3 protein-coding genes are annotated in these 1,744 nt (G+C 73.6%); 2 read left to right on the top strand and 1 reads right to left on the bottom strand.

Going from position 1 to position 1,744, the window contains the following annotated elements:
- Positions 1-543 (bottom strand): 2-phospho-L-lactate transferase CofD family protein (locus tag AC2W7J_RS17945; RefSeq protein WP_485984107.1); only part of this gene is annotated, 543 nt, incomplete at its 3' end.
- Positions 544-719: 176 nt separating this feature from the next.
- On the opposite strand from AC2W7J_RS17945, the gene AC2W7J_RS17940 reads away from it, so the two are divergent.
- Entirely contained in the window at positions 720-989 is a 270-nt protein-coding gene (locus tag AC2W7J_RS17940; RefSeq protein ID WP_255184025.1) for a WhiB family transcriptional regulator, read from the top strand.
- A gap of 14 nt (positions 990-1,003) precedes the next feature.
- Positions 1,004-1,744, top strand: a 741-nt coding sequence (locus AC2W7J_RS17935; protein ID WP_485984104.1) for a glycosyltransferase, incomplete at its 3' end; no start/stop codon positions are given.

Raw genomic sequence — 1,744 nt, 5'->3', positions numbered from 1 at the left:
GGGGCCGCGGCGGCGCGGTCCATGCCCGCGACGACGAAGCGCGTGGCGGCGGGGCGGCCGAGCGTCGTGACGCCACTGCTGCACGTGGACGGCGCTCTGGCCCTCCTCGTCGTCGAGGACGACGTGCGTCTCGACGGGGACGTCGCTCATCGGCAGCAGTCGGACCCCCTTCGCCGGGAGGCCGTGCCGCTCGGCCAGGCGTGCGGTGACCTCGCTCGGGGTGGCGCCCCGGCCCAGCCAGGCGGTGCGGGCGAGGTGGGTGGCGACCTCGCGGTCGGCGACCGGGAACCACGCCGGCAGGACGCCGAGGGCGCCGAGCTCGTCGGTGACCACGGAGGTATCGGCGGTCGACGGGACGTCGGAGAGCGCGGCGAGCAGGCCGTCGACGTCGGGGGACAGGCGCAGCCCGCCGAGCGAGATGTCGTCGCCGGTGTTGGCCACCACGGTCACCTCGTCGGCGCCGGGCGAGGTGGCGAGGTGGTCGGCGAGGCCGCGGACGAAGGGGGCGCCGGCGGCCGCCGGCGAGATCACGGTGATGCGCATGGGAGACATGTTCTCAGCCGGGCGTCGGAGGCCGGTGCAGCGGTGGACCGTTCGCCGCTCCATAGCCTGCTCGGCTTGACGACGCACGCATGACACGCATGTAATTACAGACATGTCAGGCCGCCAGACGGTGTGACGTGAAGTACAGGGTCGAGTGCCGAGGTCGAGGAGGGACCATGCACGAACTTCAGCTGATCACCGGTGGTGACATCGACGACGAGTCCACGGAGCTGTCCTGGCAGGAGCGTTCGCTCTGCGCCCAGACGGACCCGGAGGCCTTCTTCCCGGAGAAGGGCGGCTCCACCCGCGAGGCCAAGAAGGTCTGCGTCGGGTGCGAGGTGCGCCAGGAGTGCCTCGAGTACGCCCTCGAGCACGACGAGCGCTTCGGCATCTGGGGCGGCCTGTCGGAGCGAGAGCGCCGCAAGCTCAAGAAGCGCGCGGTCTGACCGTCGGCGAGGTCGTGACGCAGCCCAGCCCCACGTCAACCCCCGCCACCCCCTCTCGGCGGACGACGGCCCCACCGGCGACCGTCACCGCGGTCGTCGTCGCACGCACCCGTGAAGCCACCGGCCAGGTCCTGAGCGCCCTCCTCGCCCAGGACCGACTGCCGGACCGACTCCTCCTCGTCGACGGCGCCATCGACGGGCTCGGTGACACGAGCGACCTCCTCGCTCCGGTCGACGAGGCCGGCATCGACGTCCTGACGACGACGCTGGGCCCCCGCCGCGGTCTGCGGCGCATCCTCCCCGCGATGATCGACCGGCTCCCGAAGGCCGACGTCGGACGCGACCTCGTCTGGGTCCTCACCTCGCGGGCACGCCCCCACCCCGAGGCGCTGCGCCGCCTCGTCGCGGCGACCGGCCGCGGGGTCGGCATGGCGGCTCCCAAGCTCGTCGACGAGCGCGACCCGAGCCGGATCGTGCGGATGGGCCTTCAGGTGACCCGCGCCGGGCGGATCGTCCCGCACCCGGTCGCCGGCACGACCGACCAGGGCCAGCACGACGCCGACATCGACGCGATCGCCGCCCCGCTCGACGGGCTGCTGCTCGACCGCGAGACCTACGAGCGTCTCGACGGCCACGACCCCGCGCTCGGCGACCTCGGGGGCGACCTCGACCTCGGCTGGCGCTCGCAACGCGCGGGTCGACGAGTCGTCATCGTCCCCGAGGCCAAGGTCGCGGTGCGGCCCACGGCCGCGGAG

The organism is Janibacter sp. CFPM2_SD2, from assembly GCF_057364645.1.
The sequence above is the reverse complement of the archived record's forward strand: the minus strand, read 5'-3'. Positions and strand labels throughout refer to the sequence as shown.